15 protein-coding genes are annotated in these 15,411 nt (G+C 54.7%); 12 read left to right on the top strand and 3 right to left on the bottom strand.

All coding sequences use genetic code 11. The features are described 5' to 3' along the window. The first annotated feature begins 33 nt into the window (after positions 1 to 33). The 10 genes from BCV73_RS27225 (at position 34) to BCV73_RS27175 (ending at position 9,074) form a co-directional block, all read left to right on the top strand. Positions 34 to 1,584: an extracellular solute-binding protein gene (locus tag BCV73_RS27225; protein WP_076172618.1), complete on the top strand. Its 1,551-nt coding sequence runs from the start codon at positions 34 to 36 to the stop codon at positions 1,582 to 1,584. A 240-nt stretch (positions 1,585 to 1,824) separates the two neighbouring features. Then, a complete protein-coding gene (locus BCV73_RS27220; RefSeq protein WP_076172621.1) occupies positions 1,825 to 2,169 on the top strand; it encodes a GIY-YIG nuclease family protein in 345 nt (114 codons plus the stop codon). A gap of 2 nt (positions 2,170 to 2,171) precedes the next feature. Beyond that, positions 2,172 to 2,651, top strand: coding sequence for a DUF6530 family protein (locus tag BCV73_RS27215; protein ID WP_076172624.1), 480 nt, complete (start codon positions 2,172 to 2,174; stop codon positions 2,649 to 2,651). 154 nt (positions 2,652 to 2,805) lie between these two features. Continuing rightward, entirely contained in the window at positions 2,806 to 4,134 is a 1,329-nt protein-coding gene (locus BCV73_RS27210; RefSeq protein ID WP_244867494.1) for an MATE family efflux transporter, read from the top strand. A gap of 51 nt (positions 4,135 to 4,185) precedes the next feature. Beyond that, a complete protein-coding gene (locus BCV73_RS27205) occupies positions 4,186 to 4,569 on the top strand; it encodes a hypothetical protein (protein ID WP_089549242.1) in 384 nt (127 codons plus the stop codon). 185 nt (positions 4,570 to 4,754) lie between these two features. Beyond that, positions 4,755 to 5,150, top strand: a complete 396-nt coding sequence (locus BCV73_RS27200; protein WP_089549241.1) for a VOC family protein — start codon at positions 4,755 to 4,757, stop codon at positions 5,148 to 5,150. Between the two features lie 334 nt (positions 5,151 to 5,484). Then, a complete protein-coding gene (locus tag BCV73_RS27190; RefSeq protein WP_256993017.1) occupies positions 5,485 to 6,873 on the top strand; it encodes an NAD(P)/FAD-dependent oxidoreductase in 1,389 nt (462 codons plus the stop codon). Between the two features lie 91 nt (positions 6,874 to 6,964). Continuing rightward, on the top strand, positions 6,965 to 8,002 hold the full coding sequence (locus BCV73_RS27185; RefSeq protein ID WP_089549239.1) for a zinc-binding alcohol dehydrogenase family protein: 1,038 nt from the start codon (positions 6,965 to 6,967) through the stop codon (positions 8,000 to 8,002). A gap of 106 nt (positions 8,003 to 8,108) precedes the next feature. Continuing rightward, positions 8,109 to 8,552, top strand: coding sequence for a winged helix-turn-helix transcriptional regulator (locus BCV73_RS27180; protein ID WP_076172945.1), 444 nt, complete (start codon positions 8,109 to 8,111; stop codon positions 8,550 to 8,552). Between the two features lie 75 nt (positions 8,553 to 8,627). Further along, positions 8,628 to 9,074 (top strand): Dps family protein, encoded by a 447-nt coding sequence (locus BCV73_RS27175; RefSeq protein WP_089549238.1) that lies wholly within the window; start codon positions 8,628 to 8,630, stop codon positions 9,072 to 9,074. A 17-nt stretch (positions 9,075 to 9,091) separates the two neighbouring features. Here BCV73_RS27175 and BCV73_RS27170 read toward each other — a convergent pair whose 3' ends face one another. Continuing rightward, complete coding sequence (locus tag BCV73_RS27170; RefSeq protein ID WP_089549237.1) at positions 9,092 to 11,161, bottom strand: HelD family protein; 2,070 nt, start codon at positions 11,159 to 11,161, stop codon at positions 9,092 to 9,094. 170 nt (positions 11,162 to 11,331) lie between these two features. Next, complete coding sequence (locus BCV73_RS27165) at positions 11,332 to 12,339, bottom strand: helix-turn-helix transcriptional regulator (RefSeq protein ID WP_089549236.1); 1,008 nt, start codon at positions 12,337 to 12,339, stop codon at positions 11,332 to 11,334. 130 nt (positions 12,340 to 12,469) lie between these two features. Here BCV73_RS27165 and BCV73_RS27160 point away from each other — a divergent pair, with 130 nt between their 5' ends. Then, complete coding sequence (locus BCV73_RS27160; protein ID WP_244169320.1) at positions 12,470 to 12,877, top strand: nuclear transport factor 2 family protein; 408 nt, start codon at positions 12,470 to 12,472, stop codon at positions 12,875 to 12,877. Between the two features lie 82 nt (positions 12,878 to 12,959). Here the strand turns inward: BCV73_RS27160 and BCV73_RS27155 are convergent, their stop codons facing one another. Next, positions 12,960 to 13,559: a TetR/AcrR family transcriptional regulator gene (locus BCV73_RS27155; RefSeq protein ID WP_076172642.1), complete on the bottom strand. Its 600-nt coding sequence runs from the start codon at positions 13,557 to 13,559 to the stop codon at positions 12,960 to 12,962. A gap of 164 nt (positions 13,560 to 13,723) precedes the next feature. Between BCV73_RS27155 and BCV73_RS27150 the strand changes: the two genes are divergently transcribed. Next, positions 13,724 to 15,388 (top strand): MFS transporter, encoded by a 1,665-nt coding sequence (locus tag BCV73_RS27150; protein ID WP_076172644.1) that lies wholly within the window; start codon positions 13,724 to 13,726, stop codon positions 15,386 to 15,388. The last annotated feature ends 23 nt before the right edge of the window (positions 15,389 to 15,411 follow it).

Raw genomic sequence — 15,411 nt, 5'->3', positions numbered from 1 at the left:
GATGTTCCAATTTTGATCAAAGGGGCGAAACGAATGAAGAAAAGAAAGATCGCTTCAGCGCTGCTGGCCGCACTGCTGATCGTCATTGCCGCAGCCGGATGCACCAGCGGGAAGAAGGAAGAGACGAGTACGACACCAAATGCCGGAACCGGGGGACAGAAGGAGACGGTCACCTTAACGGCTCTCCTCGACAACAATGCGACCTTCCCGTACAGCAAGGATTGGCCGATCTGGAAGTGGATTCAGGAGAAAACCGGGGTCACGCTGAACGTGCAGACGCCTTCGGGCAAGCTGAGCGACACGCTGAACCTCGTCATGGCCTCGGCCAATCTCCCGGACCTCATGTATATGTCGAGCCGAAGGGACTCCAACAAATACGGGGACCAGGGCGCGCTGGAAAACATTTTGGACCATGTCGACCAAATGCCGAACCTGAAAAAGTGGATGGAGCAGTATCCGGAGGAAGCCAAGGCCGCGCTGTCTGCGGACGGCAAAATGTATATGTTCCCGAACCAGGGCTTTGGGGAGACGAACCGGATGATCTGGCTGTACCGCGAGGATGTGTTCAAGAAAAACGGACTGCAGCCGCCTAAGACTTATGAGGAGCTGCACCAGGTACTGAAAAAGCTGAAGCAGCTGTACCCGGACAGCTATCCGCTGTCGATGCGCTTCGGGCAAATTCCGGATGAGATGTACGCCAACCTGACGACCAACTTCGATACGGGCACGGACGTATATTACGATTTTGACGACAACAAGTGGAAGTTCGGACCGACCGAGGACAACTACAAGAAAATGGTGGAGATGTGGCATACCTTCTACGAGGAAGGGCTGATTCCGCCGGATTTCCTGTCGATCCAGACGAAGCAGTGGCAGGACGTCATGTCCACGGGCCAATCCTTTGTGACAATCGATTACATCAGCCGCGTCGACTTCTTCAACAACGCGATGCGCAAGGATAATCCGGAGTACAGCCTGCAGTTCATGGCACCGCCTGCAGGACTGCCGGGCATGAAACAACTGAACCCGTATTTCCACTATCTTGAGGGCGGTCTGACCGTTGCCTCGAGCTCCAAGCATAAAGACGAAATTATGAAGTACATGGACTTTTTCTACAGTGAAGATGGGCGAAACTTAAGCAGCTGGGGCAAGGAAGGCGAGACTTATACGGTGGAAAACGGGGAAAAGAAATTTAAGCCAGAGTATACCGACGTGACGGAAATGAGGAAGCAGACCGGTCTGCAGACGAGCGGCACGTACACGTGGATCGACTTTAACGCGCACTTGTCGCTGTTCTCGGACGATTTGAAGAAGGCCTATGAGGAAGCCGCCAAGTACGATCCGCCGGCGATGCAGCCGAAACCGGCCTTTACCGACGCGGAGAACGAGGTGCTGTCGGTGACCGGGCAGGCTGTGAAGAAATACCGCGAAGAGAATTTCTCCAAGTTCGTCCTGGGCACGCGGAAATTAAGCGAGTGGGATAAATATGTGGAGGAAATCAACGGCCTCGGCGTCCAAAAGCTGATCGACACCTATACGGCGGCGCAGCAGCGGGTGGAGCAGGCGAAGCTGGAAAATAAATAGGAAGGCGCGAGGCTGCGCCGATTCCCTGAGGCACCTGGCTAACGGCCGGGTGCTTTTTTTCTGCATTTGAATGCAAGGCAATTTACCCATCATAAAAGGGCGGATGCCGATATTCCATCCCAAAGGTTTTCCAAATTCCTTGACAGGATACAATATCTGTAATATAAATGATCTAGTTATTTAGTAAATTACTGATTTAGTAAATTACTAAATGTTAATCGGGAAAGTGAGATGAATCGGATGGATAAAAGCCGCAGGGCAGAGCTGATCGCCCAATACAAAGAAATGAAACCCCAAATGGGCGTATATATGCTCAAGTGTGTCCCTTCCGGACGCATCTATCTGGGTTTTACGCAGGATATGAAAAGTATGCTGAACCGGCATCAGTTTATGTTGAAATCTGGCCTGCACAAATGCAAGGAGCTGCAGCGGGAATGGAACGAATACGGGGAGAGCCAGTTTGAAGTGAAGGTTGTGGACACGCTCGCCTACGACAAGGATGAGTCCAAAACCGACTATACGGAGGACTTGGAGCTCCTGCGCGACATCTGGAAAGATAAATTAGAAAATGTGGAGATGATCTAACCATGAGGATCCCAACAACGTTAAAACATAAACCGGTCATCGTTTCCGAGAATTACGAAAACATCGACGGCAGAAAGGCGTACAGCACGGATGCCAAGGGATTGTCCCTGGGCCTTGCCCAGTGGAACGAGCGCGGGAAGGTGGACATTTCCGCCAAGGTATGGCGTTATACCGGCGAGAAATGGTCGCGCCAATCCGAAGAGCTTCCGATGCACCGGGTGCTGGATCTGGCGATTCTGATCCTGCGCAGCAGCGCTTACTTCAGCGAGGCGTACCGCTATCCCAAGCTGTATGACCCGGAAGAGGCGACCATTGACCGGGTAGGGGTGCAGGGGGACGCCATGGAAGTGGCGGTATGCACGGACAATCCGATGATTGACGAGGATATCAAGCTGTTTGCCCAAGCGCTGAACGAAGACGGCGAGCTGCTGGGCGAGCGGTTCCGCATTTTGTCCCGCCTGCTCAAGGACATGGGATATTGATGAGCATGCGGAAACCTTTCAAATGGATGATCATTAAAGGAGATGGTTTTACATGAGTTCTACCGAGCAAGGTTTAAAAGGCGCCTCCGGTGCCGTGCCATCCGAGAGGCCGGGGCCGGGTGCTCCCGAGAAGAAGGATACGGTACTGCGGGCCATGATCGCCTTCCTTATCCCCCTTATTCTGAGCAACGCCCTGCAGTCCGTCGGCCAGCTGGTCGGCAGCATCGTCGTGGGGCGCTGGATCGGGGTTGAGGCACTGGCAGCGATATCCGCATTTTTCCCGTTATTTTTTCTGGTCATATCCTTTGTGATCGGGATCGGCTCCGGCAGTGCCATTCTGATCGGCCAGGCTTACGGTGCCCGCAACGAGGAGAAGCTTAAGGCGGTTGTCGGCACGACGCTGACCTTCACGGTCATCCTCGGCATCGTCCTGGCGGTGCTGGGAGGCATCTTTACCGAAGACATTTTGCTTCTGATCGGAACCCCGTCCAACATCATCGACATTTCCGTACATTATGCCCGCATCATGTTCTGGAGCCTGCCGTTTTTGTTCCTGTATGCAGTCTATACGACATTTATGCGCGGAACGGGCGATTCGAAAACGCCGTTTTATTTTCTGATCGTCAGTACGGCGCTGAACCTGATTCTGCTGCCCGTGCTGATCTTTGGCTGGATCGGGCTGCCCAAGCTCGGCCTGTACGGCGCGGCTTACGCGAATCTCGTCTCCACGATCGTGACCTTTATTGCGATGCTCTGGTATCTTCGCTGGAAGAAGCACCCGCTGCAGTTCGACGCTTCGGTGCGCAGGCACCTGGGGATGGACCGGGAAATGCTGAAGCTGCTGCTTCGTCTCGGCATTCCGTCCAGTATCAGCATGATTCTGGTGTCGCTGTCCGAGATTGCGGTCATTATTTTCGTCAACCGGTTCGGGTCCGACGCAACTGCGGCCTACGGCGCGGGGAACCAGGTGGCGAGCTACGTCCAGATGCCGGCGATCAGCCTGGGCATGACCGTATCGGTGCTGGGAGCGCAGTCGATCGGGGCCGGTCAGCTGGACCGGTTGAAACAGGTCATCCGCGTGGGTATTATGCTTAACTATATCATTGGGGCCATCATCATTATCCCGGTGTATCTGTTTTCGGAGCATATTTTGTCCTGGTTCATTACGAGCGGCGATACGCTGGACATTGCCCACCGGCTGCTCATGATCACGCTGTGGAGCTACCTTATCTTCGGCCATACGCAGATTTACGGGGCGACGATGCGGTCCAGCGGCACGGTGCTGTGGCCGACGGTCTTCAACATCGTGTCGATCTGGTGCGTAGAGGTCCCTGTGGCCTATGTGCTCTCGTACCACACAAGCCTTGACATTGAAGGCATTTGGATCGGGTATCCGGCGGCGTTCATTGCCAGCTTCATTCTGGTGTACAGCTACTACCGCTTCTCATGGAAAAAGAAGCAGATTACGCGGCTCGTTCACTAGCAGGGAGTACTTCAGAACTGCGGAACCTGGAATAACCAAGGGGGGACCGACATGAAGGGGAAAAGGCTAGCGTTATCGCTGATCATCGCTTTCGTGGCTGCGTACATTGGATTTGGGGCTTGGATCGCCCATGATACGAAACGGATATTGGTGGCAGCCATGAGCGGGGATCCGGGCTATACCGAATACATGGATGAAGCTGTCTATGATGACATCCATCCGGTCCAGCGAGGCATGACGGACAAGGATTATGCGTATGACCCCGCCGTTCACGACATTGGCTTCGTATTTCCGCTGCATTTCTTCGGCGTATCTCAGGCTTATGTGACCCAGCAGTATTCCGGTGAGCATTTCGGGTTCAGGGAGCCGGTCCGGCTGACACTCCAACTCAAATCCGGCAAATGGTATGCGACCGGTGCATCCATTCAGCCTTAAAAATAAATCAGATGGATAACTATAATTGAAGGGCTGCTCGAACGGGGCGAAGATGACCGTGGAAGCAGCTCATTTTTTGTATTAAAAAATTTTTTGAATATTTTTTTGCTTCCGTGTCGATTTCGCCGACATGCATACGTCGAATTAATGTAAAGACAAAAAACAGTGAAAGGTTGTTGAACAATATGGGAGCACAAATGAACGCTTATCTGATGTCGGTGGATGCAAGAAGCCAGGCGAATTACTATATCGAGGCCCTCGGCGGGGAAATTCAGTTTGTCAGTACATACGGAGACGCGCCCGGAGCGCCTGAGGCGATGAAGGATAAAGTGATGCACTTGGCGGTAACGGTGGCAGGAACGAATCCATTGATGCTGTCCGACGCGTTAGAACCGGTTTCGTATAACCGCAGCGTCAGCCTTTCTTTAACATATACCGATGAGGCGGAAGCCAGAGCGGCCTATGCCAAGCTGAGTGAGGGCGGAGAAAGCAAGTATCCTTTTGCCCTTCAGCCATGGGGCGCTTATTATGGTGAGGTCATTGACCGGTTCGGTGTAACGTGGATGATCACGAAAATGTAATGGCGGGAACGAAACCCGGCAAATATAACGATGGGAAGCAGCAGATAAAGCAGTTCAAGGAAGGCAGCCGCCATGAGGATCGGCTGTCTTTTTTTGCTGCAGTGAACAGCCGGGAACCGTTGATCAATCGGCGTCAAACTTACCTTTTTTCCCCTTCGTTAAGGGAACGAAGGGGTTCCAAAAAGCCAAAAAGTAAGTTTTTTTAAATTAGTGGGTTGCAAAAACTAACTAAGTATTGTATTATGACTTACATAGAAACGAGCACAACTGGTGAGCGCTCAGCAAAGCAGATCATGACGAGAAAAAAACAAGTAAGAGCTTCATTTGAGAAGGGATGGATCATCCGATGATCAAGGAAACGTTCGATGCGTTAATTATCGGCTTTGGCAAAGGCGGAAAAACGTTGGCCCCCTTTCTGGCCGAGCAGGGATTGAAAGTCGCCGTCGTGGAAAAGTCACCTCTGATGTATGGCGGAACCTGCATCAATATCGGCTGCATTCCCACAAAGGCGCTGGCCTATCAGTCGCATATCGTTTCGCAGGAGGAAGGGAACGGTCCGGAGTCCCGGCAGGCGAAGTATGCGCGCGCCCTTCAGGAGAAAGATGAGCTGGTTACCCTGCTGCGCGGGAAGAACTTCAATAACCTGAACAGCCATCCGGGGATCACGGTATTGACAGGGACGGCTTCGTTCCAATCCCCGCACGAAGTTCGGGTGGAAACGGAAGCTGGGAGCATCCTCGCCGAGGCCGAGCGGATTTTCATCAACACGGGGGCAAAACCGGTCCTTCCCGACATTCCCGGGATTGACGGAGCTCATGTCTATACGAGCACGGAAATGCTGGACTTGGCGAAGCTGCCTTCCCGGTTGGCCATCATCGGCGGCGGCTATATCGGCCTGGAATTCGCCTCCATCTATGCAGGCTTCGGCTCAGAGGTGACCGTTCTTGAGAATGGCGGCGTATTTATGCCGAGAGAGGACCGGGAGATTGCCGAAGAGGTCAAAAAGGTGCTGGAGGCCAAGGGCATCCGCTTTCGGCTGCAGACCAAGGTGTCCCGGATTGCGGAACAAGGGGAATCCGTTCAGCTGCTGCTGTCCACACCTGACGGTGAGGACACACTCCAAGCGGATGCCGTACTGGTCGCCACCGGAAGACAGGCCAATACGGACGGGCTGAATCTTGAAGCCGCAGGCGTTGAAGTGACGGAGCGAGGTTTCGTCCGGGTCGACGAGACGCTTCAGACCACTGTGCCGCATATCTGGGCGATCGGCGACGTGAACGGCGGCCCGCAGTTTACGTACATTTCGCTGGACGACTACCGGATTCTCAAGAATCAATTGTTCGGTGACCGGACGCGTACGACCGGCGACCGGCGATTCGTTCCTTACTCCGTGTTTATCGATCCTCCGCTGGCCCAAGTCGGGTATACGGAACAGGAGGCGCTGAAGCGGGGGCACACCGTGAAAACGGCAAAATTACCTGTTACCGCATCGACGAGGGCACGCCAGCTGAAACAGACCGAAGGTCTGCTGAAGGCGGTCGTCGACGCCGAAACGGACCGTCTGCTCGGGTTTACTATGTTCGGTGCGGAGTCCAGCGAGGTTGTGAACATCGTGTCCGTGTTCATGCAGTCCGGGCAGCCGTACTCCGTACTCCGCGATACCATTTTTACGCATCCGTCGATGGCGGAGACGATCAACGACTTGCTCGGCGCGATCCAGTGAGCTCTTCTACGAGCTCATCGCTTACATATTGACGGACACAACGTCACTCAGCTTAACACGATAAATCACATGTATAAGGGAGAGAACAACCATGACGAAAGTAAAAGAGACGATGAAAGCTGTAGGCCTGTATAAGTATTTACCGATTGATCATCAAGAAAGCCTGATTGACGTCGAGCTGGAAAAGCCGGTGCCGACAGGCAAGGATTTGCTGGTGAAAGTCCAAGCCATCTCAGTGAATCCTGTCGATTATAAAGTCCGTTCGCCTAAAGACCGCGTGGAGAGCGTGCCAAAAGTGCTGGGATGGGACGTCGCGGGCGTCGTCGAGCAGGTAGGTCCGGATGTGACGTTGTTTAAGCCGGGCGATGAAGTGTACTATGCCGGCAGCATTACGCGTCCTGGCGGCAACAGCGAATTTCATCTGGTGGACGAACGCATTGTGGGCAAGAAGCCATCGACGCTGGATTTTGCACAGGCGGCGGCGCTGCCGCTAACGACCATTACAGCCTGGGAAAGCTTGTACGACCGGCTTGGAGTCTCCAAGAACCAGGCGGACAACACCGGCAAAACCATCCTGATTATCGGAGCAGCTGGCGGGGTCGGATCGATTGCGACACAGCTCTCCAAATATTCCGGCCTGACGGTCATCGGCACGGCTTCCCGCCCGGAATCGGCCGATTGGGTGAAAGGGCTGGGGGCGGACCACGTCATCAACCATTTTGAAGCATTCCTGCCGCAGCTTAAGGCGGCCGGCATCGAGCAGGTCGACTACATCCTCTGCTTGAACAGCACGGAGAAGCACTGGGCGAACATGGCGGAAGCGATCGCGCCGCAAGGCAAGATTTGCTCGATCGTAGAGACGGATGAGCTGCTCAACCTGACCCTGCTCAAGAATAAAAGCGTCACGTTCGTATGGGAGCTCATGTTTACCCGTTCCACGTACCAAACGCCGGATATGATCGAGCAGCACAAGCTGCTGGACGAAGTCGCACGCCTCGTGGACGAGGGCGTCATCCGGACCACCACAAGCGAGACGCTTACACCGATCAATGCCGCCAATCTTCGCAAAGCCCATGCTCTGCTGGAGACCGGCCGTACAGTTGGCAAGGTCGTACTGGAAGGATTTTGACGGGAGCCGCGCGGGGGTCGATTTGCGTGAAGCGGTCATTTGTGGCACTGTAGGATTAGAAGGTAGTACCACATTTGAGGCAAAGATACACGGGGGGGTCATGGATATGCCGAAGAATATTTACAACCTGGATTGCAACATTGCGCAAACATTGAACATCGTTGGCGATCGATGGTCTTTGATGATCATACATGAAATTTTGGTCGGTAAAAAAACGTTCAACGAGATCAAACAGGGGCTGGCGACGATCTCTGCGAATGTGTTATCCGAGCGGCTCAGACAGCTGGAGGAGGACGGGCTGATCGTATCCAACCTGTACTCCGCACATCCTCCACGGTATGAGTATGAATTGACGGAAAGCGGACGGGATATGGAAATGATCTTTCATGCTTTTATCCTGTGGGGAGAGAAGCACCTGGATAAATGCTATAAAAGCCTGAAGCATACCGCCTGCGGCCACGAAGTCGAACTCCGCCATTATTGCCCGCACTGCGAATCGAACGTGGATGACATTACCGTTGTCCCCGTAGAAGACGCCAAGCAGCCGTAACGAACGGCCGCCGCAAAAGCTTCAGCCGGATCGCCTAGGGCGGTCCATTACACATAAAGAAGGGATGGATGACAAATGGCAAACACGACAATCACGCTGGAACAGGTATTGAATCAGCAGGTGGCGAACTTCAGCATTCTTTACGTTAAAATCCATAACTACCATTGGTACGTAAAAGGGGAACAGTTCTTCACGCTCCATGCGAAGTTCGAAGAGCTGTACAACGACATTACGCAAAAAGCGGACGACATCGCCGAACGCCTCCTGACGATCAAGGGAAGACCGGCCGCGACGATCAAAGAATATCTTGAAATCGGCACGGTAGCGGAAGCCACGGGAAAAGAGGATGCGCGCGGTATGGTGCAGTCGCTTATCCATGACTTCTCTGCGGTCAGCAAGGAGCTGCAGGATGGGATCCGTTTGGCGGAAGACGCGGGCGACCATCCGACGGCAGATATGCTGATCGGGATGCAGGCGGACCTCGACAAGCACGTCTGGATGCTGGAATCTTATCTTGGATAAAAAGGAAGAGCCCGGGGCTAAAGCTCCCCGGGCTCTTTTAATAACGTCGTCCGTGCCCCGCTGTGCGTCAGCGTCAGCTTATGCATCGCCCGGGAGCAGGCGATATAGAGCAGCGATCGGTCCATCTCGTTCCGGTAGACTTCGCTATTCACGAAAGGAACGATCACCTCATCGAACTCCAGGCCTTTCGCCAGATGGGCGGACGTGATGATGATGCCCTCGTGGAACTCCTCGCTGTCGAAATCCAGCAGATACAGGTTGTCAAACGCGTCCCTCAGGCTTTGATAGACCTCGTCCGCCTGGGCCTTTGTTTTGCAGACGATCCCCATGGAACGCGACTCGGAATGCACAAATTCTTGGAGGACAGACCGGATGCGCTCCATTTCCTCCTCCCCGTCTGCGCAGGCAACCATCCGCGGCAGCTCGCCGTGCCGCTCAATGGGTACGACGCTGCTGTTGTCTTTGAGCTGCTGGGCAAAGGTCGTTATTTCATAGGTGGACCGGTAGCTCTTTAACAGCTCTACCGTATCCGCGTTCGGGAACACCTTTTTGATCTCGGCAAGCGAAGAGGAGGAGTAGGGATTGACGGATTGTCCGGCATCGCCGAGGATCGTCTTGCGGCAGTTGAACAGCTTGGAAAGGACGGCGTACTGGATGGGCGTGTAGTCCTGCATTTCGTCGACGATCAGATGCTTGACGAAATCAAATGGCGCCGTTCCTTCCCAGTACATTTTCAGGTAGACGAGGGGAAAGACATCCGAATATTCCAGCTTCTTCGGCCCTGCCATGCGAAGCAGATCCGGTCTGCCCAGCCAGTCGTAAAAATCCCTGTACAGCGCCAGCAGGGTGGAGGCACGGAACATTTTTTTAACGGCCGCCTTGATTTTGCGAATCCGGGGTGCGGACAACCTCTGTCCATCCTCGTCCCTGAGGTTTGCCGCCGCCTGGTTTGCGGTCCGCTCTAGCCTGGACAGTACGGGCATCCGGCGGGTGCCGTCATAGATGGCTCGCAGCTCTGCGGCAGAAATCTGCAGTCCGTCGACCTGCACATCCTCCGGCGCAAAATAATGCTGCTCTGCATAAGCGACAAACTCATCCAGCTTCTGGATGAAGTCGGCAGTCGCCTTAAACCGGATGCGTTCGACCATGCCCGGGTCTTCTTGGTCCATCAACACGGTGACCTGCTCGTAGAACGTCTGGAAGCCGGCAATCCCTTTGAGCTCCACTTCCGCCAGCTCCTCGAGGCGCATTTCCATCATATTTTCTTCACCAAGCTCTGGCAGAACGCTCGAAATATAATCGGAGAACACGTTGTTCGGCGAGATGATCAGCACGTTTTTTGACGTCAGCGTTTCCTTGTAGCGGTACAGCAGGAAGGCGATACGGTGCAGGGCGACCGACGTTTTTCCGGAACCGGCCACGCCCTGAATGATGAGAACATCGGAGGTTTCATTGCGGATGATGACGTTCTGCTCCTTTTGAATCGTGGCGACGATGTTTTTCATCTTTTCGTCCGAGGTGCTGCTGAGCTCCTTCTGAAGGACGTCGTCGTCGATGTTGATCGAGCTTTCGATCATATATTCCATGCGGCCGTCCCTGATTTTGTACTGCCGCTTCACCGTCAGCTCGCCCTCGATCCGCCCCAGCGGAGCTAGGAAATAGGCAGGCCCGACGCCGAAATCGTAAAACATGCTGGCGACCGGCGAGCGCCAGTCATAAATCAGATTCGTATGCCCGTCCGACCCGGCAAAGGAATGAATCCCGATATAATAGGCATCGGCTTCTTTTAGGCCATTTTCCCGAAAGTCTACCCTGCCGAAATAAGGAGACTGGTACAGCTTGTGCAGCTTCCGCTCCTTGTCGATCGCTTTCTCACCCGAGTCGATCTGAAGCGAGATGTCGACCTTGTTCGCGGCCCGCTCCGCGGGATCCAGTTGGGAAATGTTTTCCCACATATATTTTTTCGCCTCGATGACGTCGCGGTAGGAAGCGGATATTTTCCCGCGGATGTCTTCCAGCGCCTGTCCCAGCTTGTCTGTCATCGCTTCGGCATAACGCCTTTCATCGGCTTCGCTTTGGTTCAACATCTTAGACCCTCCCTGTGAAAGAATAAGTCTAAGTATAGAAAAAATCCGCCAAAAATATAGACTTATACTTCCGGCTGTAGTATTATAACTTGCACGTGGGTCCAGAAATACCTATACGGCACCACTTTACAGTACCAAAGTAATTAATGGGATAAACTACAGCCAGGTCCTTAAGGGGCCTGGCTTTTTGGTATGTCCGTTACCTGCCTGGATTCAGATTCCGGAATGCTCTCCGCGTACTGCCGCTGCATGGCGGCCAGCCGGCCGTTAACCCATTCCCGGGCTTCGGGAGGCTCTATAATGACCGCTTCGGGCCCCAACATCCAGACCATATCGGCAAAGAACGCCACGTCCTTCCGGGGAATGGATATGCCGATCCTGCCGCTGCCATCGGGCTCGCATTCGATATGAGGCTGAAGCCGGCCGTTCCCCTCCAGCATTCGGACGCCTTCCGGAGTCAGTCGGACGATGAAGTCGGTCTTCGTCGCCTTCTTCAATTCCTCCTCATTCCAGTTAAACACCGTTTTCTCATCAACCTCGTCAAGGCAGCAGACCTCTTCATTCAGCACGGCTGAGCGGATACGGTCCGCCCGGAACAGGCGATAAGCTTTACGGGTAAAGCAGTAGGCAGGGCAGTACCAGTATCCTTGGTCCGAGTAGAGGCCGATCGGCTGAATGACTCTTTCGTCCGCGGATGTGCCGGATTGATAGACAATGGTTGCGGCGCTGCGAATCATAACCGCCTGCAGCAGCACTTCCAGACACTCGGCAGACATGCTGCGCCGGGGGCTCCAAATCGCCATTTTACCGGTTAAGCGGCTGATTCTCTCTTTCAGGTCCGGCGGGAGATAGTGATAGAACTTGTCGAGGGCGGAAGCGGCCGCTTTACCGAACGGGACGGAGCCAAAATAAGCCAGCGATTGGGAGGCGAAGAACAAGGCGGTCGCTTCGCTTTCGGTAAAAGCGATCGCGGGCAGCAGCCGCTCGTTTAACAGGCGGAAACCGCCGCCCCGTCCTTGGACGGAGTACACGGGGATGCCCAGCTCGCCAAGCTCGATGAGGTCCCTGGATATGGTCCGCTGGGACACGCCCAGCTCATCCGCAAGCTCGCGGAGAGTGAAGTTTTTCTTAGCATTGACGAGCATGATAAGCCGGATCAACCGCTGGGATTTATACATCGGCGTCCCGTCCTTTCATTTTTTTCTCAAGTGTATCACAAAAACAAGACAGTACCTGTCGTGTTTAAACGATATAATGAGTTCATAAGATTTGGAAAGGCATAATCAACCCTATAGAGGAGGATGCTGTATGGAACCAATGGAAAAGGGAAACGAGCGCAGTCTGCAGGCGTTTCATGCATTTCGCCGGGCGATTGAGGAAGGGGATACGGGGGCGTTTGAAGCGCTGGTGACCTCTGATTTTGGTTTTATCGTCCCGATCCCTTTTGAGGAATGGCAAGGAGAGCAGAGGGGAACCGGGAGGTTCCGGGAATTGGTCGAGCTTGAACGGGCAAGCATGAGTGCCAAACTAACGCCGGTCATCTGCGTAGAGCAGGAGGATACCGGGATCGTTATCTTTCAAGCGGAGGGGATCTTTAACGAAATGCCGTACACGAATGAGCTGGTAATCGTGTTCCGTTTCGAGCAGGAACGGATCCGCTCCTTCCGGGAGTATGTGGGCGTCACTTCCCACCTGCTTGCGATAGCGAAGTCGTAAGGCATGAAAACGGGCAAGGCCGGGAATAAGCACGAAGAGTGCCCTCGGTCTTGCCCGCATGTTTGCTGCCCGCGGCGCCATGTTATTCGGTTATCCGGCGGGACGGAGTGGGCTCATCAAACTGCCGGTTGATCAGCACTTGGCAGGCGTTCAGAAAATACTCGGCATGGTAATACCCCTTATCCATGTAGGCACTCATCATGGCGCCTTCCTTCAGCAGCTGAAGCTGGTAAGTGAGCTGAACCGGGTCGCGGGCGCCGGCCCGGCGGGCAATATCCTCAACATTTTTCCAAAGGGAGGAGCGGTGTGTCATGGCTGCCTGGTGTCCGGGATGGTCCTCATCCGGAAACTCGACGATGGCGTTCATAAAAGGACAGCCGCGGAACTTGGAACTCTTCATTCGTTCAACCAATTCCTCCAGGAGGGCGTAGAGCTGTTCCTTTGGCGAATCGGAGAACTGCCGCTTTATTTCTTCATATGCTTCCATCCTGGTCTTGGAATGCAGCTCCAAATAGGCCACGACCAAATGGTCCTTGGTCGGAAAGTTGCGGTAAAAGCTGGCCTTTGCGACCCCCGATTCCTCAATGATCCGGTCGATCCCCACGGCACGCACGCCTTCGCTATAAAATAAATCGGACGCCACCTTCAGTATCCGTTCTTTGGCGGATTCCTTCTTGGTCATTCTAATCACCTGTTCCTAAAATAAGGTAAATTCGCTGTTGACATGAGACAGATCTGTCTGTATCATACGATTATCAAACGAGACAGATCTGTCTCATTTATTTTAATGGCTGATTCCGGCTGCTGTCAAATATCCGGATCCGCCAGAGGAGGATGAAGCAAGCGATGAACCAACCGGTCAATTCCATTCCCGCGCCTCTTGCGCAGGCGGCGGCTGAGCCGCGCCAGAGGCCGCGTTTAATGCTGGCGGTGATGCTGCTGTCCGTATTTATGGCCGTAGCGAACATTTTTATCATCAATGTGGCAACCCCTTCGATTCAGCGGGGGCTTCACGCCGATTTCTACGGCGTACAGTTCGTCGTTTCGGCCTACACCTTGTCCTATGCCGTGGCCTTGATTATCGGCGGGCGGCTGGGCGACCGGTACGGACGGCGGAAGATGCTCCTGATCGGCGTGGCCGGCTTTACATTAACATCCTTGTTATGCGGCATTTCGGGCAGTGTCGGTGTGCTTACGGCCATCCGCGTGCTTCAAGGCTTTAGTGCGGCGCTGATATCGCCGCAGGTGCTGTCCCTTATTCAGGCGCAGTACCCGCCGGAGAAGAGGGGAATGATCTTCGGGCTGTATGGTGCAGCCCAGGGATTGGCCGCTTCGACCGGCCAGCTGATCGGCGGTTTGCTGCTCGGCTGGAATCCGTGGCATCTCGACTGGCGGCTGGTCTTTTTCTTCAGCGTCCCGATCGGATTGATCATCCTGGCGATGGCTCCGTTCGTTCCGGAATCGAGGGATTCGGACCGCTCGCGGATGGACTGGTTCGGTGCGGCCGTGGCGGCGGCAGGACTGCTCCTCCTCGTGTATCCGCTGGTCCAGGGGCAGAAGGAGGGGTGGCCGGCGCTGCTCGTCATCAGCCTGATTCTGTCCGGCCCTGTCCTCGCCGTATTCGTATGGACGCAGCGTAGGCTGCTTGCCAAAGGGCGCCGGCCGTTTATGAACGTGAGGCTGTTCGGACAGAAAGCATTCAGCTTGGGCCTGGCCGTGATCTTTCTCATGATGACCGCTCAAGCCGCCTTCTTTCTGATCACGGCCTATTTGCTGCAAATGGGGCATGGATTCAGTGCCCTGAAATCCGGATTGATCATCCTGCCCATGGGCATCGGGTATTTTCTGGCCTCGCTGTTGTCCCCGAAGCTGGCGGGCAAAATTGGAGCCCACGTCCTTACGGTCGGTTCGGTGCTGACCACCGTCGGCTATTTCGCGGTCGCGCTGACGATCTGGGCCACCGGATGGTCGCCGAATGTATGGTTCTGGCTGCCGGCTCTGGTCCTGCTGGGCATAGGCCAAGGCTTTATCGCCGCGCCGCTGACCAATGTGGTGCTGTCCAAGGTAGAGAAGCAGGATATCGGGTCGGGCTCCGGCATTTTGACGACGGGGATGCAGCTCGCCTCTGCCATCGGTATCGGCCTCATCGGCATTGTCTGGATGAGCTCATTAAGCCATTATGCCAATCAGGCGGAGGCGCGGACCGAGCTTGAGCTGCGGCAGCATCTGACATCCTACGCCTTGTCGGAGGAGCAGGGGCAGACGGCGCTGGCCAGGCTGCGCGATTGCTTCCCGGCAGCGGCCGGTCAGGCACAGGCGGCTCCCGGCGCATGCAAGGTTACCGCTTCCGCTGCCGGGGGTGCCGAGAGGCTGGTGGCGGACGGCGTATCGCAGTCGAATGCGCGCAGCTACACGAGCGCTTTTATCCTCAGCATGACGGTGCTCGGATTCTACACGATGCTGATCATTCCGATGACGGTCGCGCTAGCCGGGAGAAAGCGAAAGAGATGAAGGCGCAGTGGACGATCCGGCAA

Origin of the sequence: Paenibacillus sp. SSG-1, from assembly GCF_002224835.1 — a bacterium.
Classification (GTDB): Bacteria; Bacillota; Bacilli; order Paenibacillales; family Paenibacillaceae; genus Paenibacillus_AQ; species Paenibacillus_AQ favisporus.
This window is presented reverse-complemented; position numbering and strand designations above follow the sequence as displayed.

Excerpts from the sequence above, each read along its gene's own strand:
- BCV73_RS27225 (WP_076172618.1), top strand. The coding sequence starts at position 34 with ATGAAGAAAAGAAAGATCGCTTCAGCGCTGCTGGCCGCACTGCTGATC.
- BCV73_RS27220 (WP_076172621.1), top strand. The coding sequence starts at position 1,825 with ATGGATAAAAGCCGCAGGGCAGAGCTGATCGCCCAATACAAAGAAATG.
- BCV73_RS27215 (WP_076172624.1), top strand. The coding sequence starts at position 2,172 with ATGAGGATCCCAACAACGTTAAAACATAAACCGGTCATCGTTTCCGAG.
- BCV73_RS27210 (WP_244867494.1), top strand. The coding sequence starts at position 2,806 with ATGATCGCCTTCCTTATCCCCCTTATTCTGAGCAACGCCCTGCAGTCC.
- BCV73_RS27205 (WP_089549242.1), top strand. The coding sequence starts at position 4,186 with ATGAAGGGGAAAAGGCTAGCGTTATCGCTGATCATCGCTTTCGTGGCT.
- BCV73_RS27200 (WP_089549241.1), top strand. The coding sequence starts at position 4,755 with ATGGGAGCACAAATGAACGCTTATCTGATGTCGGTGGATGCAAGAAGC.
- BCV73_RS27190 (WP_256993017.1), top strand. The coding sequence starts at position 5,485 with ATGGATCATCCGATGATCAAGGAAACGTTCGATGCGTTAATTATCGGC.
- BCV73_RS27185 (WP_089549239.1), top strand. The coding sequence starts at position 6,965 with ATGACGAAAGTAAAAGAGACGATGAAAGCTGTAGGCCTGTATAAGTAT.
- BCV73_RS27180 (WP_076172945.1), top strand. The coding sequence starts at position 8,109 with ATGCCGAAGAATATTTACAACCTGGATTGCAACATTGCGCAAACATTG.
- BCV73_RS27175 (WP_089549238.1), top strand. The coding sequence starts at position 8,628 with ATGGCAAACACGACAATCACGCTGGAACAGGTATTGAATCAGCAGGTG.
- BCV73_RS27170 (WP_089549237.1), bottom strand. The coding sequence starts at position 11,161 with ATGTTGAACCAAAGCGAAGCCGATGAAAGGCGTTATGCCGAAGCGATG.
- BCV73_RS27165 (WP_089549236.1), bottom strand. The coding sequence starts at position 12,339 with ATGTATAAATCCCAGCGGTTGATCCGGCTTATCATGCTCGTCAATGCT.
- BCV73_RS27160 (WP_244169320.1), top strand. The coding sequence starts at position 12,470 with ATGGAACCAATGGAAAAGGGAAACGAGCGCAGTCTGCAGGCGTTTCAT.
- BCV73_RS27155 (WP_076172642.1), bottom strand. The coding sequence starts at position 13,559 with ATGACCAAGAAGGAATCCGCCAAAGAACGGATACTGAAGGTGGCGTCC.
- BCV73_RS27150 (WP_076172644.1), top strand. The coding sequence starts at position 13,724 with ATGAACCAACCGGTCAATTCCATTCCCGCGCCTCTTGCGCAGGCGGCG.